This window comes from Clavibacter michiganensis, assembly GCF_016907085.1.
GTDB classification, from domain to species: domain Bacteria; phylum Actinomycetota; class Actinomycetes; order Actinomycetales; family Microbacteriaceae; genus Clavibacter; species Clavibacter michiganensis_O.
In genome coordinates this window covers 2,786,243-2,809,455 of record NZ_JAFBBJ010000001.1, presented here as the reverse complement: position 1 = coordinate 2,809,455, position 23,213 = coordinate 2,786,243, and the positions used below count along the sequence as shown (strand labels likewise).

Here is a 23,213-nt window from a genome sequence, read left to right as displayed (position 1 = left end):
TCCGCGGGCTATCGGGCGTCGCGGCCCGTGAGCGCGAGCAGCCGCACCTGCAGGGGCGCGTCCTCGGCGACCGGCACCGGCGACGCGAACAGGCCGCTGGCCTCGAGCGTGTCCTTCTGCGGCGCGAACACCGTCCACGTGGCGCGCACGAGCTCGTCGTCGATGCGCTCGTCGGCGCCGACCGCGCGCGCGAGGTCCCAGCCGTGGATCACGACGTCGGACAGCTGCTCGCGCAGGTACTCGCGGGCGGGAACGCGGTCGGTCGACAGCAGGACGGGCCGCTCCGGGTCGACGCCCTCCCACGCCGCCAGCGCCTCGCGGGAGTAGCGGCCCCACTCGGCCACGAGGTCGTCGTCGAGCTCGCGGATGAGCGGCTGGCCGGTCTGCACGGTGTGACCGGCGAGGAGGAGCGGCACCCACTGCTGCTCCTCGATGACGTGCGCCACGAGCTCGCGGACGTCCCACTCGACGTCGGGCGTCGGGGCCGTCCAGTCGGTGACCGCGCCGAGGCGGTCGGCGAATCCGGTGTGCGCCCGGCGGATCAGGTCGTGCCAGTCGAGGTCCGTGTCCATGGTCGAGCTCCCGTCGGTGGTGTCCCCGGGGAACGTCCGCGGCGGGCGCGCGCATTCCCGCCGGGATCCGGGTGGCGCGGCGGACGTCAGGCCGGGGGCTGCCGCGCGGCGGAGAACTGGTGCCGGGGCGCGCGGAGCGCCCGGAACGGATCCGTGCCCGCGAGACCCTGCAGCCCCGGCGCGAGCACCACGAGGATCCCGACGACGGCCACGGCGACGACCAGCAGGCGCGGCCAGCCGGAGGCGACCGTGTGCACGACGGCCATGGGCTCCAGCAGGTTGACGCCCACGAGGAACACGGTCGCCGAGACCGCGAGCGACATGGCCGCGCCGTCCGCGATGCCGACGACGGCGAGGATCACGAGCACCCACAGGCCGTACCAGGGGTACACGACGGGCGACATCGCGACGACGCACACGAAGGCGAGGGCGAGGCGCGCCTCCCCGGAGAGCGTGCGCTTCGTGAGGATGCACCACGCGGCGCCCGCGAACCCGAGCAGGATGCCGGCGGTCTTGATCCCGCCCTCGACCGCCCCGCCCGGACCGCCGAGCGCCTCGACCAGCGGGCCGAACGCGCCCGCGGCCACGCCGAACGGCATGAACCACGACACGACGGAGACCGGGCTCGACAGGGCGGAGATCCAGCCGAGGCCGACACCGAGCGCCTCGCCGCCGAGCGCGAGGAGCGCCATGGCGGCGATGCCGGACGCGGTCCAGGCCGCCCAGACGCGCGGGTCGCGGGTGGGCGGGCGGAGGCCGGCGACGCCGCCCGCGGATCCGTCGACGGCCACGCCCTCCGGCGCCCGGTCGTCGACGCGGCGGGCGCGCATCTCCGCGTGCACGATGGCGACGATGGGCAGGCCGAGGAGCGCGATGGGCTTGACCGCCACCGCGCACGTCACGAGCAGCACGCCGAGAACGGGCCGGGAGTCGATGGCGGCGAGGAGGCCGGCGACCAGCAGGCCCATCATCAGCGCGTCGTTGTGCGCGGCCACCACGAAGTTGAAGATGACGAGCGGGCTCGCGGCTAGGAACCACGCCGTCCGCACGGGGTCGATGCGACGACGGCGCGCGATGCGGAGGCCGCACACGACCATCAGGACGACGCCGGCGACGGCCACGCCACGCGCCGCCAGGACCGCGACCTCGACGCCGACGGCGTCGGAGATCCCGCCGATGACGCGCTCGATCGCGAGGAACAGCGGGCCGTACGGCGCGGGGTTGTGCGCCCACAGGGGGTCGACGCCCGTGCTCCGCCAGTCGGGCAGGACGGCGGGCCCGTGCTCGTACGGCGAGAAGCCGGCGCCGAGCACGCGTCCCTGGGCGATGTACGAGTAGATGTCGCGGCTGAACAGCGGCGCGCTGAACAGGAGCGGGACGGTCCAGACGACCGCGAGCCGCAGCGTGGCGCGCAGGCCGGACGGCCCGAGCCTCGGGAGCAGGGCGCCGAGGAGGAGCCACCCGGAGGTGAGCATCAGGCCGCCCACGACGACCCCGAGCGACGCGACGCCCGTGGCGAACGGCGAGACGCGGAGGGCGCCGATGACGGGGGTCCGCGACAGCTCCGACTCGGCCGGCGCGTGGCCGACGACGAACGAGGCCACGAGGAGCAGGAGCGAGCCGGCGAGCCCGACGAGCCCCGGCAGCATCAGCGGATGCGCACCCAGGGCCCCCGGATCACGCGCCTCGCGGCGACGCGGACGCGCGGATCCCCCCTCGGCCATCACGGACGATCGACCTGCGGGTCAGCGACGCGCGGCGCGGGCCACGGCCCAGACCACGCCGCCGACGACGACGACCGCGCCCACCCCGACGGCCACGAGGAGCAGCGGGTCCTCGTCGGCCGTGCGGCGGATGCGGCGGCGCAGGTCGGCGATGCCGTCCTTCGCCCGGCGGCGGACGTTCAGCTTGGCCTCGAGGGCGTCGAGCGTCGCGGAGATCTCCTCGCGCGTGTGCTGGATGTCGAGCTTCAGCTCGGTGCGGGACCGGGGTCCCGTGGGGCGGGGGCGGTCAGTGGTCATACTTGCCGGTCCCCTTCACCGCGTCGACGTCCTCCTTGAGGCTGTCCACCGTCTCCTCGGGCGTCGGCGGGACGCCCTTCTTGAGCCAGCGGATGCCGAGCAGCGCCAGCACCACCGTGATGAGGAGGAAGACGCCCGCGACGATGAGCGCGGAGAGCCACGGCGAGAACGCCTCGGACAGGCCGAGGATCGCGGCGGCGACGAGCACCAGGAACGCGATGAACGCGAAGAACAGCGCAACGACGAGGAAGCCGGCACCGATCCCCGCGTGCTTGAGCTTGGTGACGAGCTCGTTCTTGAACGACTCGATCTCGTCCTTGATCAGCTGGACGATGAGCGTCGGCAGGTCGGCGACGAGCCGGACGAGCGAGCGCTTGCTCTTCGGATTGAGATCCTGATCCGTCATGCGGGTTTCCCTCCTGGGGATGGGCTTGCGGGTCAGCGGGAGGTGCCGGAGCCGTTCGGCTCGGGCGAGGCGGGGTCCATGGTCGGGTACGACGTGGTCGACGCGCTCGAGGGGGTGGAGCCGCTCGAGGAGTCCTTCTTGCCGCCGGTGACGGTGCCGACGACCTTCTTGGCGCCGCCGACGACCGCGTGCGCGACGTCGGGGGTGTGGTCCTTCACGAAGCCGGCCGCGTTGTCGACCTGGCGCTGGACCTTCGGGTCGTCCCAGACCTTCTTGGCGTTCGTGCGGATCTGCTCGTAGCGCTTGCGTCCGGCGCGGGCGCCGAGGACGTAGCCGACACCAGCTCCGGCGACGAAGAGAAGCTTGCCTTTCATGGGAGATCTCCGATCGTTGAGGGGGCACGTGCAGCACACGTCGGTCCAGCGTATCCCTCCGGCGCATCGGCGTGGTCGGAGGCGACGGGGCGGTCGATGCCCGGCCACGCGGGGCCCGGACCGCGCATCAGCGGGTCAGGAGGCGCGCCACGGCGGCCTGCGCGTCGGCCACCACGGACGCGAGCCCGGTGCCCGCGACGGCGGATCCCGTGATCTCGAGCCCCGGGTGCTCGGCCGCCTCGTCGCGCACGGCCTGCACGCGCTCGCGGTGGCCGGAGGCGGCGAACGGGAGGGCGTTGGTCCAGCGCACGCGGGCGGATCCGGTGACGCGGCCGGCCAGGTCGACGCCGAGCAGGGCGGACGCGTCGTGCACCGCGATCGCGGTGAGCTCGTCGTCCGGGACGCCCGCGGTGTCGTCGTCGCCGCCCGCGCGTCCGTAGGAGAGGCGGAGCACATGGCGGTCGCCGGCCTGCTCCTTCAGCCACGGCCACTTGGCGGTGGCGTGCGTGAGGGCCTTGGCGCGGATCCCCGGGGCGTCGGCCGCGACGAGCACGCCGGTGCCGCGGGGAGCGGCGTCGAGCTCGGGCGCGCGCACGACGAGCGTGACCAGCTCGACCGAAGACGGCTCGGGCCAGCCCTCCGTGACGGCGCGGGGCGCGAGACCGGAGAAGAGGTGGATGAGGCCCGCCGCGGGGATCGCGAGGACCACCCCCGTCGCGTCGATGCCCCGGCCGTCGGCGAGCTCGACGTGCCAGTCGTCGTACGCGGCCGCGCCCTCGTGGGAGCGGTGCCGGTGCACGGCCTCGACCGCGAGGGAGGTGCGGACGTCGACCCCGAGGCGCGCGAGGTCGGCGACCAGCGCGTCCACCAGCAGGTGCACGCCGCCGACGATGCCGCTGACGGCGGATCCCGCGGGGGACGCCGCGCGCATGGACGCGACCGCGCGCCCCAGCGACCCCTGCTCGGCGAGCCCGGCGCGGAGGCCGGGCGCGACGGAGTCGGCGTCGACCTCGTCGGGGTGGGCGCTGTGCACGCCCGAGACGATGGGGGCGACGAGCCGGTCGACCACGCGGTCGCCCATGCGCGCGCGGACCAGGCCGCCGAGCGTGCGCTCCTTCGCGCCGACGGCGGCGGGGAGGAGGAGGTCGGCCTTGGCGCGGGCGACGCCGGCGCGGCCGATCGCGGTCGCGATGGTGGCGTCGAACGGGTGGGCCGGGATCCCGAGCAGGCCCGTGCGCGGCAGCTGGATGGCGCGCTCCGCGAGCTGCACCCACGCGCCGTCCGGGTTCGGCTGCACGATCCGATCGGCGAGGCCCAGCTCCCCCAGGAACGCCGCGACCGTGCCGCGACGCGTGGCGAAGCTCTCGGCGCCGCTGTCGAGGCGCAGGCCGTCGACCACGTGGGATCCCACGGTGCCGCCGAGCGCGGGCGACGCCTCGACGAGGATCACGCGCTTGCCGGCGAGGGCGCACGCGCGGGCGGCGATGAGGCCGCCGACACCGCCGCCCACCACGACGACGTCGGTGGGGTCGACCTCTCCGGCCGCCTGCCGCGGGTCGCTACTCACGGACGAGCTCCACGATGCGGGTGAGGACGGTCGGGTCGGTCTCGGGCGGCACGCCGTGGCCGAGGTTGAGGACGTGGGCGGGCGCCGCCTTCCCGCGCTCGAGCACGTCGCGGACGTGCGCCTCGAGGATCGGCCACGGGGCCGCGAGCAGCGCCGGGTCGACGTTGCCCTGGACGGGCACGGACCCGCCGAGCCGGCGCGACGCCTCGTCGAGCGGGATGCGCCAGTCGACGCCCACCGCGTCGACGCCCACGTCGTGCATCGCGCCGAGCAGCTCGCCCGTTCCGACGCCGAAGTGGACGAGCGGGACGGTGCGGCCGTCCGCGGCGGTGATCGTGCGCACGTGGTCGAGCGCGAGCGCGGACGCCGGGGCGACGCGCTGCGTGTAGTCGGCGAGCGAGAGGCCGCCGGCCCACGAGTCGAAGAGCTGCGCGGCGGAGGCGCCCGCCATGACCTGCGCGTGCAGGAAGACGCCCGTGATCTCGGCGCACCAGCGCATGAGGGCGTCCCAGGCGTCCGGATCCGCGTGCATGAGGCCGCGGGCCGCGATGTGGTCCTTGCTCGGCCCGCCCTCCACGAGGTACGCGGCGAGCGTGAACGGCGCGCCCGCGAAGCCGATGAGCGGGGTGTCGCCGAGCTCGGCGACCGTGCGCGCGACCGCCTGGCGGATGGGCTCGAGGGCGGCCGGATCCAGCGACGGCAGCGCGGCCACGTCGGCCGCGGTGCGCACGGGCTTCTCGAGCACCGGTCCTCGGCCCGCGACGATGTCGACGCCGACGCCCGCGAGCTTCAGCGGGATGACGATGTCGCTGAAGAAGATGCCCGCGTCCACGTGGTGGCGGCGCACCGGCTGCAGCGTGATCTCGCTGGCCATCTCCGGGTCGAGGCACGCGTCGAGCATGCGCGTGCCCACGCGCAGCTCGCGGTACTCGGGCAGCGACCGGCCGGCCTGGCGCATGAACCACACGGGCGCGCGCTCGCCGCGATGGCCGCGGTACGCCTCGACGAGGAGAGAGGAGGAGGTGCGCGTGTTGAGCGGGTGCTCCGCGGGCAGCGGGAGGGCGGCGGACGCGGGGGAAGACGAGGAGGAGGGCGTGATCACGGATCAGATCATCGCATCCCCCGCCTGCGCGCCCGCTCGGCTGGGGAGGCCGGACGGGCGTAGGCAGGGTGCCCTCACCGGCCCGGAGCACACGGCGGGGAGGTTTACCATGAAGCGTGCTCATATGTCTGACGGCGAGTCATCACAACGCCAGCTTCGAGGTCCTCGAGAAGCTGTCCGTGGCCGCACCCTCCGTCGCCGGCACGCTCATGGAGCAGAACGACTTCATCGCGGGGGCCGTCGTCCTCGCCACCTGCAACCGCTTCGAGGCGTACCTCGACGTCGAGGAGCCCCTCACCGCGGCGCGCGCGCTGGCCGTCGAGGCCACGGTGGACGTGGTCAGCGGGGCCAGCGGGATCGCCCGCGACGACGTCCGCGGCAGCGTCGACGTGAAGTGCGGCGACGCGGTCGCCGAGCACCTGTTCGCCGTGTCCTCCGGCCTCGAGTCCGTCGTCGTCGGCGAGGGCGAGATCGCGGGCCAGGTGCGCCGCGCGCTCGAGGGCGCGCGCACCGGCGGCACCACGAGCACCGGGCTCGAGCGCCTCTTCCAGACCGCGTCCAACACGTCCCGCGGCGTCAAGACGCGCACGGGCCTGCAGAGCGCCGGGCGGTCCATGGTGCGCCTCGCCCTCGACCTCGCCGAGAGCCGCATCGCCGACTGGTCGGCCACGCGCGTCCTCCTCGTCGGCACGGGCGCGTACGCGGGTGCGAGCCTCGCCGCCCTGCGCGACCGCGGCGTCGTCGACGTGCACGTCTACTCGCCGTCCGGTCGCGCGCAGAAGTTCGCCGGACCGCACGGCATCCCCGCCGTCGAGGGCCGTGACCTGCTGAAGGCGCTCGCCGCGTCCGACATCGTCGTCACCTGCAGCACCGCCCCCGCCGCCGTGCTCGCCGCGCACCACATGCAGGGCGCCGCGGCGGTGTCGGGCGACGGCCGCCGCCGCCTCGTCATCGACCTGGGGCTCCCCCGCAACGTGGATCCGGACGTCGTCACCGTCGAGGGCGTCGAGCTCCTCGACCTCGAGACCATCAGCCTGCACGCGCCCCTGCGCGACCTCACCGCCACGGACGACGCCCGCGAGATCGTCAGCACCGCCGCCGCCGAGTTCCGCGCCGCGAGCGCCGAGGACGAGGTGGCCCCCGCCGTCGTCGCCCTCCGCACCCACATCTTCGACGTCCTGGAGGGCGAGCTGGAGCGCGTGCGCAAGCGCGGCGACTCCTCGGAGGCGACCGAGAAGGCGCTCCGGCACCTCGTGAGCGTCCTGGTCCACCAGCCCTCCGTCCGCGCCCGCGAGCTCGCGCGCCAGGGCGAGGGGGCCCGCGTGGTCGACGCCGTGCAGGCGCTCTTCGGCCTCGACGTGGAGATGCCCGCCGCGGTCTCCTCCCCCGTCGCCGTCGCGCTCCCCCGCACGGCCGAGGCGGGCCAGGCGTCGTGAGGCCCCGCATCCTCCGCGGACCTCGCCTCGTCGCGCCGCTCAGGATGACGGAGTCCGTGCGCACCGAGCGCCTGGTGATCCGGTCGTACACGGCCGACGACCTCGACGACTACGCCGACATCCAGCGCCGACCCGACGTGGTCGAGTACATGTTCTGGCCGCTGCGCGACCGCGAGGCGTCGAAGCGCCACCTCGCCTCCCGCCGCCGGAAGACGCGGCTCGAGCAGTCGCACGACTTCCTCGGCCTCGCCGTGGAGCTGCCGGGCGAGCCGAGCCTGAACCCGCGCGCGGGATCCGGCCGAGTGATCGGCGACGTGTCCCTCCTCCTCCGCAACGCCGCCTCGCGGCAGCTCGAGATCGGCTGGGTCATGAACCCGGACTTCGCCGGTCGCGGGTACGCCACCGAGGCCAGCCGGGCGATGCTCGACATCGCCTTCCAGCGCGCGGGCGCCCACCGCGTCGTCGCGCAGCTCGACGCCCGCAACACCTCGTCCGCGCGCATGGCCGAGCGCCTCGGCATGCGCCGCGAGGGGCACTTCCGCGAGGAGCATCTCGTGAAGGGCGAGTGGGTCGACAGCCTCTACTACGCCGTGCTGGCCGACGAGTGGGCGGCCACGCCGCCCGCGACGACCTGACCCGGCGGGATCCGATGGACGGCGACCTGCCCGCGCTCGACCCGGTCGAGGTGCGCGGTCCCGTCCGCACCGCGCGGCTCGTCCTGCGGCCGTTCACGCCGGACGACGTGGTCGCCGTCGAGGCCTACGCGGCGTCCCCGGGCGCGCGGCCGCACCTCGCCGGGACCGCGGCCGACCCGGCCCGCATGCTCGCCGACCGCCTGGGCTGGACCCGCCTGGCCGACGTCGGCGACCGGCTCGCCCTGGCGATCGAGCTGCCCGCCCAGGGTCAGCGGTGGGCGCGCGTGGTCGGCGAGGTGCACCTGCTGCTGCGCGACCCCGGCGCACGGCAGGCCGAGCTCGGCATCGTCCTGCACGAGGACGTGCGGGGCGCGGGGCTCGCGGCGGAGGCGGCCGACCGGATCCTCGAGCTCGCCTTCGCCGAGGCGGGCGTGCACCGCGTCGCGTGCCGCGTCGACGCGGCGGACACCACCGCGCTCGGGCTGGCCGAGCGCCTGGGAATGCGACGCGAGGCCCTCCTCGTGCACGATCGATGGGTGCGCGGAGCCTGGGCCGATACCGTGGTCGTCGCCCTGCTTGACGTGGAGTGGGCGGCTCGCAAGAGCCTCGACGGACTGTAGGAGGACCGCGTGACATCGACCCCCGACCCGGCAGGACGACCCGTCGTCCCGGTCCTCGACGACGATGACGACGACGACCTCGACGAGCTGGACGAGCTCGACGCCGACGCTCCGGGTGACGCCGCCCGCCGCCGGGGTCCCGACGAGCGCCCTCTGCGCGTCGCCGCGCTCGCCCTCATCCGCGACCGCCGCGTGCTGATGGTGCGCGTCGAGGGACAGGACGTGCTCTACCTGCCCGGCGGCAAGATCGAGCCCGGCGAGGGGGCGCGGCAGGCGCTCGTGCGGGAGGCCGCCGAGGAGGTGGGGCTCGACATCGACCCCGCCACGATCGAGGACCTCTTCACCGTGCTGGCCGAGGCGCACGGCGTGCACGCGGGGCGCCTCGTGAGCATGACCGTCTACCGCGCGGAGCCGCGGGAGGGCACGCGGCAGGAGCCGGTGCCGTCGGGCGAGGTGGCCGAGGTGGAGCTCGTGGGATCGGCGGACGCGGACCGCTGCCCGCCGGCCGGCCAGGCCGCGCTGGAGCGCCTCGTGGCGCTCCGGCTCATCGACTGACGGCGTCGTCCCCGGGCGTCGCCGCATCGACCACGGCGTCGGCCTCCGCACGGGATCCCGCGGCCAGCTCGGCCGTGCGCGTCGCGCGGACCTTGCGACGCTGGTCGACGAACGCGACCGCGGCCACCACGGTCGCGATGGCGCCGGCCACGAGCGTGCCGGTGACCTCGCCCACGCCGTCCGCCTGCACGGCGGCCACGAGGATCGCGATCGTGAAGGCGGCGATGACGAGCGCGACGGCGAGGATCAGCCAGGAGAGGAGCCCCTTCGCGCGGGCGTCGGGGGTGCGGGTGGCCATGCGCCCATCCTCCCACGGGGGCGCGCGAGATCCCCGGGCGGCGCGAGATCTCTGGGCGGCGCGCGTCCGTGCGTCCGGCGGGAGGGGGTGACGGCGGCCGCGGTCGGGCGTAGCGTCGAAGGCGTCCCATCCCCCGAACGAAGGAGCGCATATGAGTGCGGATGACAAGGCCCAGAACACCGGCGAGAAGCTCGCGGGGAAGGCCGAGGAGGCCTTCGGGAAGCTGACCGGCGACGACAGCAAGGTCGCCGAGGGCGAAGCGAAGCAGGCCGGGGCAAGCGCCAAGCAGGCCGGCGAGAACGTGAAGGACGTCTTCAAGAAGTAGGACTTCCGGAGGGACGTCCATCCTGAGAGGCGAGGGGCCGGGTGCCGAGCATCCGGCCCCTCGTCATGCCCGGGGCGGAGCGGGCGGCTCGCGCGACGCGTCAGCCGCGCGGATCCGCGTCGGCCAGCGCCCGCAGCGCCCGGCGGTCCGGCTTGCCGGAGGGCAGCGTCGGCAGGGCGTCGACCCCGCGGACGACGGCGGATCCCGCGACGCGGCCGAGGCGCGCGGCGAGCTCGCGGCGCACGCGTTCCGCGAGCCCTGGATCCACGACGCCGGGCACGAAGACGACCGGGCGCTGCCCCCACCCCGCGTGCTCGCCGGGCACCGCGACGGCCTCGCCGAGGCGCGGCTCCCACGCCGCGAGCGATCGGACCGCCTCCTCCACCGCGGCCAGCCGCAGCTTCTCGCCCCCGGAGATCACGACGTCGTCGAGCCGCCCGGTGATGCGCAGCACGCCGTCCACCAGCTCGCCGCCGTCGCCCGTGCGGTACCAGCGGCGGCCGTCGTGCTCGCCGAACGCCGCGTCGGTCGCGGCCGGATCGCCGAGGTAGCCCTCGGCGAGCATCGGGCCCGCGAGCTCCACCTGGCCGTCGACGACCGCGACCTCGGCCGTCGCGACCGGCACGCCGTCGTACACGCAGCCACCCGCGGTCTCGCTGGATCCGTAGGTGCGCACCACGCGCCACCCCAGCGCGGCCGCGCGGTCGACCAGGTGCGGGGGCGTCGCCTGGCCGCCCACGAGGATCGCGTCGAGGCGTCGGACCGCGTCGCGGACGCGGCGGGCGTCGCCCGAGGCGGGGTCGCCCTCCGCCGCCTCGACCAGCCGGTGCAGCTGGGTCGGCACGAGCGACGTGTAGCGGGCGACGCGCGCGTCCAGCGACGCGGCCAGCTCCGCGAACGCGCGCGGGTCGAAGCTCCCGGGCGCGAGGACCGCCGGTGTCGTCCCCGCGGCGATCGAGCGGACGAGCACCTGGAGGCCGGCGATGTAGTGGGTGGGGAGCGCGAGGATCCACTGGCCGGGCGCCCCGAGCGCCGCCTGCGACGCGGCGGCGCTCGCCAGCAGCGCGTCCGCCGACAGCGCGACGCGCTTGGGCCGGGAGGTGGTGCCGCTCGTCTCGACCACCAGCGCGACCCGGCGCTCGACCTCGGCGGGCGGCGGCGGATCCGCGGCGCCCACGGGCGCGTCCACCGGTCGCGCGAGCAGCGCCGGGCCGTCGCCCGCGAGCGCCGAACGGAGGAGCGGCACGACGTCGGCGCCGGACGCGGTCAGCCGTGCGAGGCGCCTCACGGGAGCGGGGCCCCGCGGGTCAGAACTGCCACGGGAACGGCGACCAGTCGGGCGCGCGCTTCTCGAGGAAGGAGTCGCGCCCCTCGACGGCCTCGTCGGTGCCGTAGGCGAGGCGCGTGGCCTCCCCCGCGAACACCTGCTGGCCGACCATGCCGTCGTCCACCGCGTTGAACGCGAACTTGAGCATGCGGATCGCGGTGGGCGACTTCCCGAGGATCGTCTCGGCCCACCCCAGCGCGGTCGCCTCGAGCTCGGCGTGCGGCACGACGCGGTTCACGGCACCCATCTCGTACATGCGCTGCGCGCTGTGCTCCTCGGCGAGGAAGAACACCTCGCGCGCGGCCTTCTGGCCGACCTGGCGGGCGAAGTACGCGGATCCGTAGCCGCCGTCGAATGAGCCGACGTCGGCGTCGGTCTGCTTGAAGCGGCCGTGCTCGGCCGAGGCGATCGTGAGGTCGCACACGACGTGCAGGGAGTGCCCGCCGCCGGCGGCCCAGCCGGGGACGACCGCGATGACGACCTTCGGCATGAAGCGGATGAGCCGCTGCACCTCGAGGATGTGCAGGCGTCCGGCGCGCGCCGGGTCGACGCCCTCCGCGGTCTCGCCCTCCGCGTACTTGTAGCCGTCGCGCCCGCGGATCCGCTGGTCGCCGCCGCTGCAGAACGCCCATCCGCCGTCCTTCGGGCTCGGGCCGTTGCCGGTGAGGAGCACGACGCCGATGCGCGGATCCTGCCGGGCGTCGTCGAGCGCCTGGTACAGCTCGTCGACCGTGCGCGGGCGGAAGGCGTTGCGCACCTCGGGCCGGTCGAACGCGATGCGGGCGATGCGGCCGGTGAGGTCGTGGTGGTACGTGATGTCGGTGAAGCCCTCCGCGAGGGGGACGTCGCGCCAACGGGTGGGATCGTGGATGTCGGAGACCTGCTTCACCATGCGCCCAGCCTAGGCGGCGCCCCGCCGGCCGCCCGCGGGTGCGAGGCTGGATCCATGCTCCCCGCCCTGGACGACCTCCTCGCCACCGCCCGCGTCGTCGCCCTCCCCCTCCGCACGCGCTTCCGCGGCCTCGACGTGCGCGAGGCGGTGCTGATCGAGGGCCCGCTCGGGTGGACCGAGTTCTCGCCGTTCGTCGAGTACGACGACGCCGAGTCCGCGGCCTGGCTCGCGGCTGCGATCGACTTCGGCTGGACGGAGCCGCCCGCGCCGCTCCGCGACCACGTGCTCGTGAACGCCACGATCCCGGCGCTCCCGGCCGAGGGCGTCGCCGAGGTGCTGGCCCGGTTCCCCGGCTGCCGCACCGCGAAGGTCAAGGTCGCCGAGCGCGGCACGACGCTCGCGGACGACGTGGCGCGCGTCGCCGAGGTGCGCCGCCTGCTCGGCCCCGAGGGGCGGGTGCGGATCGACGCGAACGCGGCCTGGAACGTCGACGAGGCCGAGCACGCGATCCACGCCCTCGCCGAGCACGACCTCGAGTACGTGGAGCAGCCCTGCGCGTCGGTGGAGGAGCTCGCGGAGCTGCGCGAGCGGATCCGCCACCTGGGCGTGCCCGTCGCCGCCGACGAGAGCGTGCGCAAGGCCGAGGACCCGCTGCGGGTCGCGCGGGCCGGCGCCGCCGACCTGCTCGTGATCAAGGCGCAGCCGCTCGGCGGGATCCAGCGCGCGCTGCGGATCACGCGCGACGCCGGCCTGCCCGTGGTGGTCTCCAGCGCGCTCGACACGAGCGTCGGCATCTCGATGGCCGCGCACCTCGCGGCGGCGATCCCCGAGCTGCCGCACGACTGCGGCCTCGGCACGGTGTCGCTGTTCGTCGAGGACGTGACGACCGAGCCGCTCGTGCCGGTCGACGGCCGGATCCCGGTGCGCCGCGTCACGCCCGACGCGCGCCTCCTCGACGCCCAGGCGGCCGACGAGGAGCGCCGCGACTGGTGGCTCGACCGGATCCGCCGCACGCACGCCGTGCTCGCCCGCGACTGACGGGCGCGGCCGCGGCGGCGACCCGCGCCCCTACAGCCCGCTGTAGGTGTGCAGGCCCTTGAAGAACACGTTCACGACGCCGAAGTTGAACATGACGGCGGAGAACCCGATGATGGCCAGCCACGCCGAGCGCGACCCGCGCCAGCCGCGCGTGGCCCGCGCGTGGATGTACCCGGCGTAGAGCACCCAGATGATGAAGGTCCAGACCTCCTTGGTGTCCCACCCCCAGTAGCGGCCCCACGCGCGCTCGGCCCAGATGGCGCCGGCCATGAGCGTGAAGGTCCAGAAGATGAAGCCCACGATGTTGAGGCGGTAGGCCATCGACTCGAGCGTGACCGAGTCGGGCAGCGTCGCGAGAAAGCGCATCTTGGCGGCCTGCGCGTCGGCCGCGAGCGACTCGCGCCGGAACTGCAGCAGCTGCACGCCCGAGAGCGCGAAGGCGAGGGCGAAGAAGCCCGTGCCGAGCGCGGCGACGAAGACGTGGATCACGAGCCAGTACGACTGCAGCGACGGCGGCAGCGGCGCCACCTCGACGCGGTACTGCACGACGGCGACGCCCAGCAGGATGAGGATGAGCCCGGTGACGAAGGTGCCGAGGAAGCGCAGGTCGCGGCGCGTGAGCACGATGAGGTAGACGCTGAGGATGAGCAGCGTGCCCGTCATGGCGAACTCGTACATGTTGGCCCACGGCACGCGCGAGGCGGCGAGGCCGCGGAGCACGGTGGCGACCGCGTGCGCGACGAACCCGACGACCAGCAACGCCATGGCGACGTTGAGGCTCAGGGAGCGGCCGGCGGCGACGGGCGCGTCCGGGCCGCTGGCGACGCGGTCGCGACCGGAGGACCCGGGCTCCCGCTCGATGGTGGCGGTGCCGCCCCGGCGCGCGGCGGTGGCGCCGACCGCGGAGGGCTGGCGGGCCGCGACGGTGGCGGCGTCCGCCACGAGCGCGGAGCGCCGCGCGAGGTCGAGGGCGAACGCGATGAACGCGGCCGCGTAGAGCCCCATCGCGACGAGGAGCGCGATGAGGGAGACGTCGTCGAGCATGGCCGTGTTCACGAGTGGAGCCTAACTTCTGCATCTGACACCGCGGCGGGCGGGAGGCCGGCCACGTGCTTGTCCGCCAGCGCCGCGACCGCGGCCTCCAGCGTGGGGTCCTCGCCGCGGGCGAGCCCGGCGTACTCGAGGGTGGTGGATCCGTCGGCCTGCGGCACCGCCTTGACCCACACGCGCCGGCGCGGCACGAAGAGGGACGTGAGCAGACCGCCGAGCACGAGGATCGCGAACAGCAGCACCCAGCGCTGCGTCGGGTCGTGGTGCACGTCGAAGGAGACGAAGCGCGGCACGGAGTCGAGGCTCACGCTGCCGAGGCCGTCGGGCAGGTCCGTGGTCTGGCCGGGGGCGAGCTCGATGGACTGCACGCCCGTCTTCCCGCCGGTGAGCTGCGTCAGGTTCTGCGTGTCGAGCGTGTAGACCGACGTGGGCACGCCGCCGTCGATCCCGAGGTCGCCCGTGTAGACGTTGAGCGTCAGCAGCGGGTTGTCGAGGTCCGGGTAGGAGGAGAAGAACGGGGCCTTCTCCGCGCCCTGCGTCGGGTAGAAGAAGCCGAGCATGCCGACCTGCTCGCGCAAGCCGTCCGGCACCTTGACGACGCCGAGCGACGTGAGCTTCGCGTCCTGCGGCAGGAACGGCACGTCGGCGCTGTAGACGACCGTGCCCGCGGGATCCCGCACCGTCACGTGCGGCGCGTAGCCGTTGCCGAGCAGGTACATGTCGGTGCCGCCGATGGCGAGCGGGTCGTTGACCTTGACCTCGCGGTCCTGCGGCTGGCCGCCCGGGACGTCGGCGGTCACGTCGGCCGTGAAGTCGAGCGGCTGGCCGATGGCGTTCGGGTTCTCCTGCTCGTACTGCACGTGCAGCGCGTTGAGCTTGACCCGGTACGGGGTGAGCGCCGAGTCGTCGAAGAACCGACCCGGGTTGAACGAGTCGAACGTCGACAGCGTGTTGACGAACGACTGCCCCTCCACGAGCACCTTCTGCCCGGAGTAGCCGAAGCCGCCGCCGATCCCGACCGTGATGAGGATCCCCACGAGCGCGGAGTGGAACACGAGGTTGCCGGTCTCGCGCAGGTAGCCGCGCTCGGCCGAGACCGAGAGCACGCCGCCCGCGGCCGACGCGTCGTCGACGAGCACCGTGCGGTACCGCTGGCGCTTGAGCAGCGCGCGTGCCTGGCGGATCGCGTCGACCGGGTCCGCCGTGGTGGTGCGCGTCGTGTACCCGGCGAGGCGGTTCAGCCGCGCGGGCGTCTTGGGCGGCGCCTGGCGGAGCGCGTCGAAGTGGTGCTTGGCGCGCGGCACGACGCAGCCGATGAGGCTGATGAACAGCAGCAGGTAGATCGAGGAGAACCACACCGAGCTGTAGGTGTCGAACACCTGGAGCTTGTCGAGGACCGGGAAGAGGTCCGGGTTGTCCGCGCGGAACTGCGTGACGCCGTTCGGGTCGGAGCTGCGCTGCGGCACGAGGGATCCGGGGATCGCGGCGAACGCGAGCATGAGCAGCAGGAACAGCGCCGTGCGCATGCTCGTGAGCTGGCGCCAGAACCAGCGCAGCGTGCCGACGAAGCCGAGCTTGGGCTGCGCGATGGGCGCCCCCTCGCGCGGCGCCTGCCGCGGGGAGTCGACGTGGTCAGATGGCCGGGACATACGTGGCGATCACCCCCTGGAGCTGGAGCATCCACGCCGACCAGAGGCCGGAGACCATGAGCACGCCGGTGACGACGAGCAGCGCTCCCCCGACGAGGTTGACGGTGCGGATGTGGCGGCGGAGGAACCCGACGGTGCGCGTCATCCAGCCGAGGCCGAGGGCCACCAGCAGGAACGGCACGCCGAGCCCGATGCAGTAGGCGACCCCGAGCAGCACGCCGCGGCCCGCGTCGGCCGAGGTGAGGCTCATGGAGATGACGACCGCGAGGGTCGGGCCGATGCAGGGCGCCCAGCCGATGCCGAACACGACGCCGAGGAGCGGCGCGCCCGCGAGGCCGGTGGCCGGCCGCCACGAGCTCTTCACCTGCCGCTGCAGGAAGCCGAGCCGCCCCGTGAACACGAGCCCCATGACGATGAGGACCACGCCGAGGATGCGCGTGATGACGTCCTGCCAGCGCATGAGCCAGAACCCGGCCGTGGCGGAGACGAGCGTGGTGACGATGAAGACGGCGGAGAAGCCGAGCACGAACAGCGCCGTGCCGATCAGCAGGCGGCGACGCGTCGCGGATCCGCCCTTCGCCTCGGCCATGCCGCCGATGTACCCGAGGTAGCCGGGCACGAGCGGCAGCACGCAGGGCGACGCGAACGAGACCAGGCCCGCGAGCAGCGCGAGCGGCACCGCGACGAGGAGCTGGCCGGAGAGGACGCTCTGGATCTGGTCCACCTACCCCGCCGCCTCGGCGACGGTGTCCTTCACCAGCGTGCGGAGCACACCGGGGTCGATCTGCCCGAGCACGCGCGAGGCGACGCGCCCCTGGCGGTCGAGGATGATGGTGGCGGGCACGGCGTTCGGCGCGATGGTGCCGGCGAACGCGAGCTGCATGGACGTGTCCTCGACGTCGAGGACGGACGGGTAGGTGATGCCGTACGTCTTGTCGAAGGAGTCGACGTTCGGCCGCTGGTCGCGGGTGTTGACGCCGAGGAACTTCACGCCGTCCGGCGCGTGCTCCTGGCTCGCGGCCTGCAGGTCCTTCGCCTCGAGGCGGCAGGGCGGGCACTCGGCGTACCAGAAGTTGATCACCGTGACGGAGCCCCGGTAGTCGGCTGAGGTGATCTCCGTGCCGTCCGACAGGGTGCCGGAGAAGTCCACGGGAGCCGCGCGCTCGGCGAGCGGGACCTCGGTGAACGTGCCGTCGCCGGCGATGTAGCGCTTGTTGTCGCCGGCCTTGAACTCGGCGGCGAGCGGGTCCTCGGTGCAGCCCGAGAGGGCGAACGCGCCGAGCGCGGTGGATGCGGCGGCGGCGAGGATGGTGCGGCGGCTGATGCCGGGCATCACACCGCCCCCTGGTCGACCGCGTCGGCGGCGAGCCCCGCGGCCGCGTCGATGTAGCCCGTCTCGACGAAGCGGTCGCCGACGCGCTCCACCGTCGTGATGCTCGACAGCGCGCAGCGGCGCTGGCGGGGATCGTGGAAGAGGCGCTCGCCCGCGAGGGAGAGGTGGACCATCCAGATGGGCAGCTGGTGGCTGACGATGACGACGTCGCCGTCCGGCACGGAGCGGTGCGCGGCCTTCACGGCCTCCGCCATGCGCGCGGCGATGGACCGGTAGGACTCGCCCCAGCTGGGCTTCACGGGGTCGACGACGAGCGGCCAGAGGCGCGGCGAGCGGGCGATGCGGGCGGGCGAGGGGAACTTGGATCCCTCGAAGCGGTTGGTGGGCTCGATGACGCGCTCGTCGGTGGCGACCTCGAGGGCGAAGCGCTCGGCCCACGGAGCGGCGGACTCCTGCGCGCGCTGCAGCGGGGAGGCGATGACGCGGTTGACGGGAGCGCCCTCCTCCTCGAGCGCGCGCGCCGCGGCGTCCGCCATGCGGTGGCCGAGCTCGGAGAGGCCGTACCCGGGGATGCGTCCGTAGAGGATCCCGTGCGGGTTGTGCACCTCGCCGTGACGGACGAGATGGATTCGTGAGGCGACCACCCGTCAAGTGTAGGTGGCGAGCAGATGTACAACCGCCGAGGAACGAGCGCAACCCCCTGCGCTAATCGTTCGTCCGCAATACGATCGGGTGTACCGGTGGGGGCCGGCCTCTCGCGACCGGCTTCGGCCGGATATTACGCGCGTATACGAACAGTTGGGCCCCAAAGGAATCGCACGCTAAGTTAGGTGCTCGAGGTCGTGATCCGGCCTCCCGGCGAGAGCCCCGTGGAGCACGGGACCTCGCAGTGACCCTCGTCGAACGGACGCGGGCCCGCATGACGATGCCGTCCGCGACGGCACGGAAGGAACGGGCACCATGACGATGACACCGACCCGGCCCACGGCCGCCGAGACCACCTCCGACACCGAGCTCGACCAGGTCGAGTCCATCCGCCCCGTCGATCCGTACGCGGACTCCGACCTCCCCGAGCCGTCGCTCGTCACGCCGGGCGCGAGCACCGACGCCGTCAAGGACTACCTCCGCCAGATCGGCCGCGTGCCGCTGCTCACCGCCGAGCAGGAGGTGACCGTGGCCCGCCGCATCGAGGTGGGCGTGCTGTCGCAGGAGGTCCTCGACACCCGCACCGACCTCACCCCGGCCGAGCGCCGCGAGTACCAGACGCTCGCGCAGGACGGGATGCGCGCCAAGCAGCACCTCGTCAACGCGAACCTGCGCCTTGTCGTCAGCATCGCCAAGCGCTACACGGGCCGCGGGCTGCCGTTCCTGGACCTGATCCAGGAGGGCAACATGGGCCTCGTCCGGGCCGTCGAGAAGTTCGACTACCAGGCCGGCTTCAAGTTCTCGACCTACGCGTCGTGGTGGATCAAGCAGTCCATCACCCGCGGCATGGCCGACACGAGCCGCACGATCCGCATCCCGGTGCACACGGTCGAGCACATCAACCGGATCAACGCCGTGCAGCGCGAGCTCGCGGTGGAGCTCGGCCGCGACCCCTCCATGGAGGAGATCGCGCGCGAGTCCGACACCCCGGTCACCAAGGTGCGCTACCTGCTCGACCGCGCGCAGGAGCCCATGTCGCTGCAGGTCCTCGTGGGCGGCAGCGGCGGCGACGGCGACACCGAGATGGCCGACCTCATCGAGGACGCCGACGTCACGCAGCCCATCGACGTGGTGACGCAGCAGCTCATGGCCGCGCACGTCATGCGCCTCATCGACGGGCTCGCCGAGCGCGACGCCGAGGTCGTGCGGATGCGCTTCGGCCTCGCCGGCCTCGAGCCGCGCTCGCTCGCCTTCGTCAGCCAGCAGCTCGGGGTGACGCGGGAGCGCGTGCGCCAGATCGAGAAGAAGGTGCTCGCGAAGCTCCGCATCCCCGAGCTGGAGACGTACATCCGCGGCTGATGGCGCCGCGACACGAGAGGGCCGTCCGCATGAGCGCGGGCGGCCCTCCGTCGTCCGCGGGCCGTCGGGATGTCCGGCCGCGGCCCCCAAGCTCCGGATCCGCCCGGAAGAACGCCCACTAGTCGTTAGTGCGCATACAGTCGGGTTCCATCCCATCGGAAGGCGTCGCGACGCGCATCCCCGTCGCCGACGACAGCACGCGGTCTCGACGACGAGCCGCGGAGAAGGAGGAGCAATGGCTCTCACGCAGGCCGCACCCGGCCAGACCGACATCCCCGGCATCAGCTGGTCCCCCGTCGCCGCGGGGCTCTGGGTCGCCCGACGCGGCGACGAGTTCGCGGGGCTCTCCGAGGAGCGGTGGGGCGCGGGCTTCCACGTCACCGACCGCCTCGGCCGCGATGTCGGCGACTTCCCCACCCTGCAGGAGGCGCGCGGCGCGCTCGGCTGATCCGGCCCCCGGGCGGGCGGCGCACCCGCCCGCCCGGGATCCGTAGCACCTCGCGGCGTCGCACGCACCGGATCGACGGTGGCGCGCGCGCAGGCCTAGGGTCGAGCAGGTGCCTTCCTCCGAGATCCGCCCGCCCGCATCCTCTCCCAACGACCGCTCCGACGGCTTCGTCCGGGTGCGCGGAGCGTCCGAGAACACCCTCCGCGACGTGGACGTGGACATCCCGCGGGACCGGATCGTCGCCTTCACGGGCGTCTCGGGATCCGGCAAGTCGTCGCTCGCGTTCGGCACCGTCTACGCCGAGGCGCAGCGGCGGTTCTTCGAATCGGTGGCGCCGTACGCGCGCCGGCTGATCCGGCAGGAGCAGACGCCGCACGTCGAGAGCATCACCGGCCTGCCGCCCGCGGTCGCGCTGCAGCAGCGCCGCGGTGCCCCGAGCACGCGCTCGACCGTCGGCACCGTGACCACGCTCTCCAACTCGCTGCGGATGCTCATGTCGCGCGCCGGCACCTACCCCGCGGGCCAGGGCCGGCTCGACTCCGACGCGTTCTCGCCGAACACCGCCGCGGGCGCGTGCCCGGTGTGCCACGGCCTGGGCGTCGCGCACACCGTCACCGAGGCATCGCTCGTGCCGGATCCGTCGCTCACGATCCGCGAGGGCGCCGTCGCCGCGTGGCCGGGCGCCTGGCAGGGCAAGAACCTGCGCGACATCGTCATCGCGCTCGGGTACGACGTGGACGTGCCGTGGCGGGAGCTCCCGCAGGACGCGCGGGACTGGCTGCTGTTCACCGAGGAGCAGCCGGTGGTGCAGATCACGCCGCAGCGCGACCGCGTGGCGAAGCCCTACAACGGGCGGTTCTGGAGCGCGCGCTCCTACGTGCTGCACACGCTCGCCGACTCCGCGAGCCCGCGCCTGCGCGAGGCGGCGCTCGCCCGCATGGTCTCGGGGACGTGCGAGCGCTGCGGCGGGAGCGGCCTGACGCCCGAGGCGCTGGCCGTGACCTTCGCGGGCCGCAGCATCCAGGAGCTCAACGCGCTGACGCTCGCGGACCTCGCGACGGCCATCGCGCCGACGGACGGCATGGGCGACGTGGCCGTCACCATCACGACCGACCTCGTCGCGCGCCTCGCCGTGCTCGTGGACCTCGGGCTCGGCTACCTCAGCCTCGGACGTGTCACCACGACGCTCTCCCCCGGCGAGATGCAGCGGCTCCGGCTCGCGACGCAGCTGCGGTCGGGGCTGTTCGGCGTGGTCTACGTGCTCGACGAGCCGTCGGCGGGACTGCATCCGGCCGACGCCGAGCCGCTGCTGGAGGTGCTCGAGCAGCTGCGCGACTCCGGCAACTCGGTGTTCGTGGTCGAGCACGACATGGACGTCGTGCGGCGGTCCGACTGGATCGTGGACGTGGGGCCGGGCGCGGGGCAGGCGGGCGGATCCGTCGTCTACAGCGGTCCCGTCGACGGGCTCCGCGAGGTGGAGGCCTCCGCGACCCGGCCGCACCTCTTCCCCGACCTCGCACCGGCGCGGGTGGACCGCACGCCGCGCACGCCGACCGGGAGCATCCGGGCTACGGGCGTGACGCTGCACAACCTCGTGGACCTCGACGTGGAGATCCCGCTCGGGGTGATGGTCGCGGTGACGGGCGTGTCCGGATCCGGCAAGTCGACGCTCGTGAGCCGCGTGCTGCCGGACCTGCTGCGGGCATCGCTCGCGCCCGACCGCGTGGTGGTCGAGGCCTCCGACGACGCCGACGCGGCCGACGACGCATCGGGCCCGGCGCGCATCGCCCGGGTGGAGGGCGCCGACGCCGTCGACCGGCTCGTGTCGGTGGACCAGCGCCCCATCGGCCGCACGCCGCGCTCGACGCTCGCCACCTACACCGGGCTCTTCGACGCCGTGCGGCGTACGTACGCGTCCACGGACGAGGCACGCGCCCGCGGATACGGCGCCGGCCGGTTCTCGTTCAACGTCGCGGGCGGGCGGTGCGAGACCTGCCAGGGCGAGGGATCCGTGACCGTCGAGCTCCTCTTCCTCCCCGGTTCCTACGGCCCGTGCCCCACGTGCCACGGCGCCCGCTACGAGCCCGCCACCCTCGAGATCGAATACCACGGGAAGTCCATCGCCGACGTGCTGGCGATGACGGTGGACGAGGCGCACGGCTTCCTCGCCGACGTGCCGCTCGCCGCGCGCGCCCTCGCGACCCTCCGCGACGTGGGGCTCGGCTACCTCAGGCTCGGCCAGCCCGCGACCGAGCTGTCGGGCGGCGAGGCGCAGCGGATCAAGCTGGCCACCGAGCTGCAGCGGGCGCCGCGCGGCCACACCCTCTACCTGCTGGACGAGCCGACCACGGGCCTGCACCCGGCCGACGTGGTGCTCCTCCTCCGCCAGCTGCAGGGGCTCGTGGACGCGGGCAACACGGTCGTCGTGGTCGAGCACGAGATGGACGTGGTGGCGGACGCCGACCGGGTGATCGACCTCGGGCCGTCGGGCGGCGACCAGGGCGGGCGGATCGTGGCGCAGGGCACCCCGCGGGAGGTCGCCGACACCGCGGGGAGCCGCACGGCGCCGTACCTCGCGCGGCGGCTCGACGCGTCCTGAACGCGGTCGCGCGGGACGGCGCGGGCCCAGCGCGACGTGGGTAGTCTGACGTCTTGGCGTCCGCGCCCCGGCGCGCCCGACGCGGCCATCGGCATCCCGCACCTCGTCCTAGGAGCACCTCGTGACTGACTCGACCGGAACACCCTCCACGCCCGCGGGCTGGTACGCGGACCCCGCGGGATCCGACCGCCTGCGCTGGTGGGACGGCACCCGCTGGACCGACCACCTGGCGGACGCGCCGGCCGCCGCATCGACGGCCGCGGCCGAGCCCGCCGCCGCTCCGGCCTCCGGTCACGTCGCCCCGGAGGCGCCGGCCGCGCCCGCCGCGGTGCCGCCGGCGTACGGGCAGCAGGCTCCCGCGCAGCCGTACGCGCAGCAGCCGTACTCGCAGCAGCCCTACGCGCAGGGCGGGTACGCGCCGGCGGCGTCCGCGCCGACCCCGCCGCCCCAGGTGCCCGCGTCCACGTCCCCGTACACCTGGGCGATCTGGGTGCTCGCGGCGCTGCCCGTCGTCTCCATCGTGCTCGCGCTGAACGTCGACTACAGCAGCGCCCTCGAGGTGAACCCGCGCGGCCCGCGACCGGACGCCCTCGTGGCGTCGGCGCTCAGCAGCCTCGTCCAGTTCCTCGTATGGGGCGGATCCGTCGCGCTCGCCTTCGTCGACTGGCGCGACCTCACGCGCCGCGGCATCGCGCGCCCCTTCCACTGGGCGTGGGCGTTCGTGCCCGTCGTCGGCGGCGTCTACCTGATCGGGCGGTCGATCATCGTCCGTCGCCGCATCCAGGGTGCGCCCGCGAACGCGCTGTCGCCGATCTGGCTCTGGGTCGGGCTGAACGTGATCGTCGCCTTCATCGCCATCGTCAAGGCCGTGGAGGTCTTCACCTCGACGATGCAGATGTACGGCACCGGCCGCTACTGATCCGCAGGCGGCCCGCCCGCCGCACGTCCCGCGCCCCGGTCGG

General features: G+C 74.1%; 25 protein-coding genes. 10 read left to right on the top strand and 15 right to left on the bottom strand.

Going from position 1 to position 23,213, the window contains the following annotated elements; all coding sequences use genetic code 11:
• Positions 1-8 precede the first annotated feature (8 nt).
• From JOE38_RS13300 to hemE, 7 genes are all read right to left on the bottom strand, one after another.
• Positions 9-572: a TIGR03086 family metal-binding protein gene (locus tag JOE38_RS13300; protein WP_204576702.1), complete on the bottom strand. Its 564-nt coding sequence runs from the start codon at positions 570-572 to the stop codon at positions 9-11.
• A gap of 86 nt (positions 573-658) precedes the next feature.
• A complete protein-coding gene (gene mptB, locus JOE38_RS13295; RefSeq protein WP_239544834.1) occupies positions 659-2,221 on the bottom strand; it encodes a polyprenol phosphomannose-dependent alpha 1,6 mannosyltransferase MptB in 1,563 nt (520 codons plus the stop codon).
• Positions 2,222-2,317: 96 nt separating this feature from the next.
• Positions 2,318-2,593, bottom strand: a complete 276-nt coding sequence (locus JOE38_RS13290) for a DUF3618 domain-containing protein (RefSeq protein ID WP_043585258.1) — start codon at positions 2,591-2,593, stop codon at positions 2,318-2,320.
• Positions 2,583-2,999, bottom strand: a complete 417-nt coding sequence (locus tag JOE38_RS13285) for a phage holin family protein (RefSeq protein WP_043671710.1) — start codon at positions 2,997-2,999, stop codon at positions 2,583-2,585. The genes JOE38_RS13290 and JOE38_RS13285 overlap by 11 nt, the downstream gene beginning before the upstream one ends.
• Before the next feature lie 32 nt (positions 3,000-3,031).
• Positions 3,032-3,373, bottom strand: coding sequence for a YtxH domain-containing protein (locus JOE38_RS13280; RefSeq protein ID WP_204576701.1), 342 nt, complete (start codon positions 3,371-3,373; stop codon positions 3,032-3,034).
• A 127-nt stretch (positions 3,374-3,500) separates the two neighbouring features.
• The gene (gene hemG, locus JOE38_RS13275; protein ID WP_204576700.1) at positions 3,501-4,940 is read right to left on the bottom strand and encodes a protoporphyrinogen oxidase; all 1,440 of its coding nucleotides are present in this window, start codon (positions 4,938-4,940) and stop codon (positions 3,501-3,503) included.
• Positions 4,933-6,042 (bottom strand): uroporphyrinogen decarboxylase, encoded by a 1,110-nt coding sequence (hemE, locus tag JOE38_RS13270; protein ID WP_204576699.1) that lies wholly within the window; start codon positions 6,040-6,042, stop codon positions 4,933-4,935. The genes hemG and hemE overlap by 8 nt, the downstream gene beginning before the upstream one ends.
• A 116-nt stretch (positions 6,043-6,158) precedes the next feature.
• On the opposite strand from hemE, the gene JOE38_RS13265 reads away from it, so the two are divergent.
• Genes JOE38_RS13265 through JOE38_RS13250 form a run of 4 tightly spaced genes read left to right on the top strand, consistent with a single transcriptional unit; the run spans position 6,159 to position 9,288 of the window.
• Positions 6,159-7,478 (top strand): glutamyl-tRNA reductase, encoded by a 1,320-nt coding sequence (locus tag JOE38_RS13265; protein ID WP_204576698.1) that lies wholly within the window; start codon positions 6,159-6,161, stop codon positions 7,476-7,478.
• Between the two features lie 56 nt (positions 7,479-7,534).
• Positions 7,535-8,113 carry a GNAT family N-acetyltransferase gene (locus JOE38_RS13260; protein WP_307838885.1) on the top strand — a complete coding sequence of 193 codons (579 nt, stop codon included), beginning with the start codon at positions 7,535-7,537 and terminating at the stop codon, positions 8,111-8,113.
• A 14-nt stretch (positions 8,114-8,127) separates the two neighbouring features.
• On the top strand, positions 8,128-8,733 hold the full coding sequence (locus tag JOE38_RS13255; protein WP_204576696.1) for a GNAT family N-acetyltransferase: 606 nt from the start codon (positions 8,128-8,130) through the stop codon (positions 8,731-8,733).
• 9 nt (positions 8,734-8,742) lie between these two features.
• Positions 8,743-9,288 (top strand): NUDIX hydrolase, encoded by a 546-nt coding sequence (locus JOE38_RS13250; RefSeq protein WP_204576695.1) that lies wholly within the window; start codon positions 8,743-8,745, stop codon positions 9,286-9,288.
• Here JOE38_RS13250 and JOE38_RS13245 read toward each other — a convergent pair.
• Positions 9,278-9,586, bottom strand: a complete 309-nt coding sequence (locus tag JOE38_RS13245) for a hypothetical protein (RefSeq protein ID WP_204576694.1) — start codon at positions 9,584-9,586, stop codon at positions 9,278-9,280. The genes JOE38_RS13250 and JOE38_RS13245 overlap by 11 nt on opposite strands.
• A 151-nt stretch (positions 9,587-9,737) precedes the next feature.
• Between JOE38_RS13245 and JOE38_RS13240 the strand changes: the two genes are divergently transcribed.
• Positions 9,738-9,911: a CsbD family protein gene (locus JOE38_RS13240; RefSeq protein WP_015489305.1), complete on the top strand. Its 174-nt coding sequence runs from the start codon at positions 9,738-9,740 to the stop codon at positions 9,909-9,911.
• A gap of 100 nt (positions 9,912-10,011) precedes the next feature.
• On the opposite strand, the gene JOE38_RS13235 is transcribed toward JOE38_RS13240, so the two are convergent.
• Together JOE38_RS13235 and JOE38_RS13230 are read right to left on the bottom strand one after the other, a co-directional pair.
• Complete coding sequence (locus tag JOE38_RS13235; protein ID WP_204576693.1) at positions 10,012-11,199, bottom strand: AMP-binding protein; 1,188 nt, start codon at positions 11,197-11,199, stop codon at positions 10,012-10,014.
• A gap of 19 nt (positions 11,200-11,218) precedes the next feature.
• Positions 11,219-12,130, bottom strand: a complete 912-nt coding sequence (locus JOE38_RS13230) for a 1,4-dihydroxy-2-naphthoyl-CoA synthase (protein ID WP_011931796.1) — start codon at positions 12,128-12,130, stop codon at positions 11,219-11,221.
• A 54-nt stretch (positions 12,131-12,184) separates the two neighbouring features.
• Between JOE38_RS13230 and JOE38_RS13225 the strand changes: the two genes are divergently transcribed.
• Entirely contained in the window at positions 12,185-13,168 is a 984-nt protein-coding gene (locus JOE38_RS13225) for an o-succinylbenzoate synthase (RefSeq protein ID WP_204576692.1), read from the top strand.
• 30 nt (positions 13,169-13,198) lie between these two features.
• On the opposite strand, the gene ccsB is transcribed toward JOE38_RS13225, so the two are convergent.
• The 5 genes from ccsB to JOE38_RS13200 are packed head-to-tail and all read right to left on the bottom strand — an operon-like array spanning position 13,199 to position 17,844.
• A complete protein-coding gene (ccsB, locus tag JOE38_RS13220) occupies positions 13,199-14,224 on the bottom strand; it encodes a c-type cytochrome biogenesis protein CcsB (RefSeq protein WP_307838884.1) in 1,026 nt (341 codons plus the stop codon).
• Entirely contained in the window at positions 14,221-15,867 is a 1,647-nt protein-coding gene (gene resB, locus JOE38_RS13215) for a cytochrome c biogenesis protein ResB (protein WP_204576691.1), read from the bottom strand. The genes ccsB and resB overlap by 4 nt, the downstream gene beginning before the upstream one ends.
• Positions 15,851-16,591, bottom strand: coding sequence for a cytochrome c biogenesis CcdA family protein (locus JOE38_RS13210; protein ID WP_045526654.1), 741 nt, complete (start codon positions 16,589-16,591; stop codon positions 15,851-15,853). The genes resB and JOE38_RS13210 overlap by 17 nt, the downstream gene beginning before the upstream one ends.
• Entirely contained in the window at positions 16,592-17,200 is a 609-nt protein-coding gene (locus tag JOE38_RS13205) for a TlpA family protein disulfide reductase (RefSeq protein ID WP_204576690.1), read from the bottom strand.
• Complete coding sequence (locus JOE38_RS13200) at positions 17,200-17,844, bottom strand: histidine phosphatase family protein (protein ID WP_086521077.1); 645 nt, start codon at positions 17,842-17,844, stop codon at positions 17,200-17,202. The genes JOE38_RS13205 and JOE38_RS13200 overlap by 1 nt, the downstream gene beginning before the upstream one ends.
• Positions 17,845-18,160: 316 nt before the next feature.
• Between JOE38_RS13200 and JOE38_RS13195 the strand changes: the two genes are divergently transcribed.
• The 4 genes from JOE38_RS13195 to JOE38_RS13180 all read left to right on the top strand — a co-directional run bounded on the left by JOE38_RS13195 (position 18,161) and on the right by JOE38_RS13180 (position 23,170).
• Entirely contained in the window at positions 18,161-19,204 is a 1,044-nt protein-coding gene (locus JOE38_RS13195) for a sigma-70 family RNA polymerase sigma factor (protein WP_204576689.1), read from the top strand.
• 235 nt (positions 19,205-19,439) lie between these two features.
• Positions 19,440-19,652: a hypothetical protein gene (locus tag JOE38_RS13190; RefSeq protein ID WP_086521079.1), complete on the top strand. Its 213-nt coding sequence runs from the start codon at positions 19,440-19,442 to the stop codon at positions 19,650-19,652.
• Positions 19,653-19,761: 109 nt separating this feature from the next.
• Complete coding sequence (locus JOE38_RS13185; RefSeq protein ID WP_204576688.1) at positions 19,762-22,251, top strand: excinuclease ABC subunit UvrA; 2,490 nt, start codon at positions 19,762-19,764, stop codon at positions 22,249-22,251.
• Positions 22,252-22,372: 121 nt separating this feature from the next.
• Entirely contained in the window at positions 22,373-23,170 is a 798-nt protein-coding gene (locus JOE38_RS13180) for a DUF2510 domain-containing protein (RefSeq protein ID WP_204576687.1), read from the top strand.
• Positions 23,171-23,213: the final 43 nt, after the last annotated feature.

Bases quoted from the DNA above. Each gene is read 5' to 3' on its own strand.
- JOE38_RS13255 (WP_204576696.1), top strand. From the start codon at position 8,128: ATGGACGGCGACCTGCCCGCGCTCGACCCGGTCGAGGTGCGCGGTCCC.
- JOE38_RS13280 (WP_204576701.1), bottom strand. From the start codon at position 3,373: ATGAAAGGCAAGCTTCTCTTCGTCGCCGGAGCTGGTGTCGGCTACGTC.
- JOE38_RS13225 (WP_204576692.1), top strand. From the start codon at position 12,185: ATGCTCCCCGCCCTGGACGACCTCCTCGCCACCGCCCGCGTCGTCGCC.
- JOE38_RS13230 (WP_011931796.1), bottom strand. From the start codon at position 12,130: ATGGTGAAGCAGGTCTCCGACATCCACGATCCCACCCGTTGGCGCGAC.
- mptB (WP_239544834.1), bottom strand. From the start codon at position 2,221: ATGCTGCCGGGGCTCGTCGGGCTCGCCGGCTCGCTCCTGCTCCTCGTG.
- JOE38_RS13240 (WP_015489305.1), top strand. From the start codon at position 9,738: ATGAGTGCGGATGACAAGGCCCAGAACACCGGCGAGAAGCTCGCGGGG.
- JOE38_RS13290 (WP_043585258.1), bottom strand. From the start codon at position 2,593: ATGACCACTGACCGCCCCCGCCCCACGGGACCCCGGTCCCGCACCGAG.
- JOE38_RS13300 (WP_204576702.1), bottom strand. From the start codon at position 572: ATGGACACGGACCTCGACTGGCACGACCTGATCCGCCGGGCGCACACC.
- JOE38_RS13195 (WP_204576689.1), top strand. From the start codon at position 18,161: ATGACGATGACACCGACCCGGCCCACGGCCGCCGAGACCACCTCCGAC.
- JOE38_RS13190 (WP_086521079.1), top strand. From the start codon at position 19,440: ATGGCTCTCACGCAGGCCGCACCCGGCCAGACCGACATCCCCGGCATC.
- JOE38_RS13285 (WP_043671710.1), bottom strand. From the start codon at position 2,999: ATGACGGATCAGGATCTCAATCCGAAGAGCAAGCGCTCGCTCGTCCGG.
- resB (WP_204576691.1), bottom strand. From the start codon at position 15,867: ATGTCCCGGCCATCTGACCACGTCGACTCCCCGCGGCAGGCGCCGCGC.
- JOE38_RS13245 (WP_204576694.1), bottom strand. From the start codon at position 9,586: ATGGCCACCCGCACCCCCGACGCCCGCGCGAAGGGGCTCCTCTCCTGG.
- JOE38_RS13205 (WP_204576690.1), bottom strand. From the start codon at position 17,200: ATGCCCGGCATCAGCCGCCGCACCATCCTCGCCGCCGCCGCATCCACC.